Consider the following 5888-nt stretch of genomic DNA (forward strand, 5'->3'; position numbering starts at 1 on the left):
CGCGCATCGGATCGATCTGTGGGTTGCCGGCCAGCGGCCGGCACTACCGGATCACCGCCGGCGGATGTCCATCGGGGTCATTGCCGGCATCGCGGACGATGCCGGCTTCCTCATCGGCATTCACGATGATCGCCACAAAGGCGCGTATTTTGACCGCCACTTAACAACCGATCCCGAATGACGTGATGCATTTCGCATCGTCACCTCCGGTCGGTATGCTGTGCCGCATGCAGCCAAAGAAATACGCCCTGCCGCTGATGGTCCTGTCGTTGGCCGCCACTTCCGTGGCCCACGCGCGCGGCACCATCGACAAGGTGGACATCAAGGGATTGGACAAGGGCGACGACGCCGCAATCATCGAGAACATCCAGGAATCGCTGTCGCTGTACGACACGATCGGCAAGGAGCAGGGCGAGTCGCGCCTGGAGTACCTGTTGTCGCAGGCCGAGCGGCAGACCCGCCAGGCACTGGAACCGTTCGGGTACTACAACCCGGTGATCAAGGTCGAGGCGCCGCGCGTGGACGAGCACGTGCGCGTGCTGATCCATGTCGACAAGGGTGCGCCGGTCACCGTGCGCCGCGAGCACATCGACATCACCGGCCCGGCGATCTACGACCAGTACCTGCAGGACGACCTGGCTGCGTTCAAGCCGCGCAAGGGCCAGCGCTTCGTGCATACCCAGTACGAAGCCAGCAAGATCACCATCACCCGCCGCCTGGCCGAACGTGGCTACTTCGACGCCGACTACACCCAGCGCCAGGTGCAGATCACCCGCGCCGACAATGCTGCAGACATCGACCTGACCTGGGACAGTGGCCGCCGCTACAACATGGGCCCGGTGCGTTTCGAACAGGACTACTTCGTCGACAAGCTGTTCGACCCGCTGGTGTACTGGGACCAGGGCAGCTACTACCACGAGGGCAAGCTGGATCGCCTGCGGCAGTCGTTGACCAAGCTGGACTATTTCAGCGTGATCGACATCCAGCCGCGTCCGGACCAGGCCGACGCGAACGGCGACGTGCCGGTGGACGTGAAGCTGACCCGCGCCAAGCGCACCATCTACACCGCCGGCCTGAGCTACGGCAGCGAGAGTGGCCCGGGTGTGCGCGGTGGCATCGAGCGGCGGTTCCTGAACAACCGCGGCCACAAGATGAACACGCAGCTGGACTATGCGCAGAAGCGCAAGAGCCTGGTCACCAGCTACCGCATCCCGGCGTTCAACTGGCTCGACGGCTGGTACACCTTTGCCGCCAGCGCGTATGACGAACAGACCGATTACATCGACCTGCGCAACTTCAAGCTGATCGCCAGCCGCAGCGGCGAGATCAACGAGCACTGGACCGCGATCGCCTCGGTCAACGCGCTGCGCGAGCGCTGGCGCTACGCCTCCGGCACCGAATTCACCGATGCGGTCTACAACACCTCGACGCTGGTGTACCCACAGATGGTGGCCGACTACGTCAACGTCGACGACCAGATGTTCCCGCGCAAGGGCATCAGCGGCACCGCGACGCTACGGACCGGCATCGAGGGCGTCGGTTCGGATACCAGCTTCGTGCAGGCCAATGCCGTGCTGCGCTGGTACATCCCGGTGGGCGAAAGCAACCGCCTGATCCTGCGCGGCGAGGGCGGCACCACCTGGACCAGCGACCTGGTGGCGATGCCACCGAGCCTGCGCTACTTCGCCGGCGGCGACCGCAGCATCCGCGGCTACGCCTACCGCGAGGTCGGCCCGCGTACGCCGGCGCCGGACAAGTACGCACTGGGCGCCAAGAACCTGGTGATCGGCTCGGCCGAGTACGAGCACTACTTCAATGGCGGTCCATGGGGCGCGGCGGTGTTCGTCGATACCGGCAGCGCCTTCGACAACACCATTGATCTGCACACTGGCGTCGGCTTCGGCGTGCGCTGGAAATCGCCGGTCGGCCCGGTACGCATCGACGTGGCGCACGGCCTGAACAACCCGGATTCGCAGTTCCAGCTGTACCTGAACATCGGAGCGGACCTGTGAGCACGCCCGCACCCACGCCGACCCCGAACACGCCGCCGCGCGTGCGCTTCTACCGCCGCCGCCGCTTCTGGGCATGGTCCGGCGCCGGCGTGATCGGCCTGGTGCTGCTGGCCCTGCTGGCGGTGTACTGGCTGCTGCAGACCGTGGCCGGCCGCGATGTGCTGCTGGCGCAGGTGGTGGCACGGCTGCCGGTCGGCGCCAGCTTCACCTGGGACAAGGTGGACGGCCCGGTGGCCGGTCCGCTGACCCTGTACAACGTCGACTTCCGCTATGACGACATCCATTTCCACGCCGAGCGCGCGCACCTGGAGCCGGACCTGCGCCCGTTGCTGGGCCGCAAGCTGCTGCTGGACAAGCTGGAACTGACCAACGCGACGTTGAACCTGGCCAAGAGTGACGAGCCGTTCAAGCTGCCGTCGTGGCCGGATTCGCTGCCGCAGATCGAGATGCCGCTGGCGATCCAGGCCGACGCCATTGCCATCGATGGCTTCCGCATCAGCCAGGCCAACGAGCCGGTGATCGACATCAGCCGCGTGCGCGGTGGCATCGAAATCGCCAACGGCGAATTCCAGGCGCACAAGCTGGTCGTGGACAGCGACATGGGCAATTTCACCGCCCAGGGCCGCTACATCCCGGCCAAGGACTACGACACCGACGTGACGGTCACGGCGGTGCTGCCGGCCCCGCGTGGGCGCACTGCGGCGACGGTCGGGCTGGTGGCACGCGGCGACCTTGCGCACATGGAGGTGGCGGTGGCCGGGCGTGCACCGAAGCCGCTGCACGCGATGCTGGTGTTCGACGGGCGGACCGATCCGAGCTGGAATGCCAGCATCCGCAGTGACGAACTGGATCTGGCGCTGTTGTCGCCGGCATTGGCCAGCTCGGCGATCGCGCCGCTGGCGCTGGACTTCACCGCTGCCGGCAAGGGCGGCAACGCCAACCTGCGCGGCAAGGTGAAGCAGGGCGACCAGGAACTGGAACTGGCACCGTCGGTGGTGTCGCTGCAGGACCAGGTGCTGAAGGTCTCGCCGCTGCTGGTGAAGGGCCTGGGGGGCGAAGCCCGGCTGGAGGGCACCGCCGATTTCAGCCAGGAAGACCAGCAGAAGCTCAATTTCTCGGTGGTCGCGCGGAACCTGACCTATGTGCCGGCCGCGGACCCGAACACCGCCGGCAGCGCGCCGGTACCGGTGACGCTGAAGGAAGCGCGCTTCGGCCTGGCCGGCACGCTGAAGGCGTGGGCGGCGATTGGCCGCGCCGAGGTCGAACGCGAAAAGCAGAAGGCGCAGCTGCGCTTCGACGTGCGTGGCAATGACCAGGCCGCGTCGATCCACCAGCTGCAGGCGCAGACCCCGGGTGGCCAGCTGCAGGTGGAAGGCCAGGTCGCTTGGGCGCCACAGCTGGACTGGGACGCCAAGGCCACGCTGAAGGACTTCGACCCCGGCTATTTCGTGCCGGGCTGGAATGGCCGCCTGTCCGGCAACCTGGCCTCCAAGGGCCGCCAGCTGCCGCCGCCGGCCAATGCCGCACCGGGCACGGCCGGCACGCTGGAAGCCACGGTGGATCTGCCGTCGCTGAAGGGCATCCTGCGCCAGCGCAACCTCGACGCACAGGGCAAGTTCGCGCTGCAGGGCGAGCAGGGCCAGGGCGACCTGAAGCTGTCGCTGGGCAGCAGCCGGGTCACCGCTTCGGGCAAGGTCGGTGATCGTCTCGACATCGATGCACGCTTCGAACCTTTGCAGCTGAGCGATCTGCTGCCGGGCGCCGATGGTGGCCTGCGTGGCCAGGTGCAGGTGAAGGGCCCGCGCGATGCGCCGGACATCACCGCCGACCTGATCGGCAACAACCTCAACTGGGATGGCTACGGCGCCGAGAGCGTAAGCATCAAGGGCCACCTGCCGTGGCGCGGCGACAGCGGCACGCTGGCGGTGCAGGGCCAACAGGTCAACGCCGGCATGCTGCTGGAACGGCTGAACATCGACGCGCAGGGCAGTGTGTCCAATCTGCGGCTGGCCGCGCAGACCCGCAACGACATGGGCGCGATCGAGCTGCAGGGCAGCGTGCGCCAGCAGGGCGCGCAGTGGCGTGGTGAGCTGGCATCGCTGCGCATCGCACCGGTGAAGGGCGATGCCTGGTCGCTGCGTGCGCCGGCCGCGTTCGCGATCAACGGCAGCACCTACACCCTGTCCGAAGCCTGCCTGGCCGCCGCCAGCAGTGGCGCGCTGTGCGCCCAGGCAAACTGGCCGCGCGAGGGCCTGGTGGTGCGCAGTGATGCGCTGCCGCTGGCGCTGGTGCAGCCATGGCTGCCGCCGCAGTCCGGCCGCCGCATCTACCTGCGCGGCGATGTCAGCCTGGATGCGCAGATCCGCCCGCGCGGCAACGCCTGGGAAGGCCATGTGGAAGTGCGCTCGAAGGAAGGCGGCGTGCGCCTGGGCGAGAACCGCACCACGGTGGGCGATGCGTCGCGTGGCGAGCTGGTGCGCTATGACCAGTTCTCGCTGAAACTGGACATGACCCCGGCCAGCATCAAGGGCTACCTGGGCATGGGCTTCCAGGGCAACGGCTTCGTCGATGCCAAGATGCAGACCGGCTGGGAAGCCAGCGCGCCGTTGAACGGTGAGCTCTACCTCAACATGTCGCGGCTGTACTGGCTGGAGCTGTTCTCGCCGGACATCGTGCGCCCGACCGGCCTGATCGAAGGCCACGTCAGCCTGCGCGGCACGCGTGGCCAGCCATCGCTGGGCGGTGATGCGCAGCTGAGCAACTTCAAGGGTGAATTCCCGGCGCTGGGCCTGACCTTCGACCAGGGCAAGGGCAGCTTCGTGGCCCAGCCTGATGGCTCGGCCAGGATCACCGCGCAGGCCAATTCCGGCCAGGGCACGCTGTACGTGGATGGCGGCCTGTCGTGGTTCGGTGATGCACAGCCGCTGCAGCTGAAGATCCACGGTGACAACGTGCTGCTGTCCAACACCAGCGAACTGCGCATCGTCGCCAATCCCAACCTCGATTTCACCCTGGCCAAGGCGGCAATGGAGCTGCGTGGCACCGTGCATGTGCCCGAGGCCGATATCGACCTCGAACGCCTGGACCGCGGCACCTCGGTGTCCGAAGACGTGGTGGTGCTCGATCCGGTCGATCCGGAAGAGTCGCGTACCTCGCCACTGGACATGGACCTGACGGTCAGCCTCGGCGACAAGGTGAAGATGACCGGCTTCGGCCTGAAGGGCGCGCTGACCGGCAAGATGCAGGTCTGGGCCAAGCCCGGCCGCGAGATGACCGCCAACGGTGGCCTGGAAGTGAGCGGGCGCTACAAGGCATATGGGCAGGACCTGACCATCACCCGCGGCAACCTGACCTGGAACTACAACGCGGTCTCCGATCCGCGCATCAACATCCGTGCCGAGCGCCGGGTCGGTGATGTCACGGCCGGCATCGACGTCACCGGGCGTGCGCAGCAACCGCGTGCGGACGTGTGGTCCGAGCCGGCGATGTCGCAGTCCGAGGCGCTGGCCTACCTGGTGCTGGGCCGCAGCCTGACCGGCGCCAGCAGCGACCAGACCCAGCAGGTCAACGCGGCCTCGGCGGCACTCTCTGCAGGCAGTGGCCTGCTGGCCTCGCAGCTGGGCGCCAAGCTGGGCCTGGACGATGCCGGCGTGAGCCAGTCGCGCGCGCTGGGTGGCTCGGTGATCGGCGTCGGCAAGTACATCTCGCCCAAGCTGTACGTCGGCTACGGCGTGTCGCTGGTCGGTGCCGGTTCGGTGATCACGCTGAAGTACCTGCTGCGCCGCGGTTTCGACGTGGAAGTGGAATCGAGCACGGTGGAGAACCGTGGGTCGATCAACTGGCGCAGGGAAAAGTAAGGATGCGGTAGTGGGGGGC

At 67.3% G+C, this 5888-nt stretch carries 3 protein-coding genes; all 3 read left to right on the forward strand.

Going from position 1 to position 5888, the window contains the following annotated elements; translation table 11 throughout:
• The coding region (locus tag QRO93_RS12940) for a hypothetical protein (RefSeq protein ID WP_285304248.1) at positions 1 to 181 on the forward strand (181 nt) is incomplete at its 5' end.
• Between the two features lie 34 nt (positions 182 to 215).
• Positions 216 to 2012, forward strand: a complete 1797-nt coding sequence (locus tag QRO93_RS12945; RefSeq protein WP_080374988.1) for an autotransporter assembly complex family protein — start codon at positions 216 to 218, stop codon at positions 2010 to 2012.
• A complete protein-coding gene (locus tag QRO93_RS12950) occupies positions 2009 to 5869 on the forward strand; it encodes a translocation/assembly module TamB domain-containing protein (RefSeq protein ID WP_180880031.1) in 3861 nt (1286 codons plus the stop codon). Before QRO93_RS12945 ends, QRO93_RS12950 begins: the two co-directional genes overlap by 4 nt.
• Positions 5870 to 5888: the final 19 nt, after the last annotated feature.

It is taken from the genome of Stenotrophomonas maltophilia group sp. Smal17 (assembly GCF_030237045.1).
Classification (GTDB): domain Bacteria; phylum Pseudomonadota; class Gammaproteobacteria; order Xanthomonadales; family Xanthomonadaceae; genus Stenotrophomonas; species Stenotrophomonas forensis.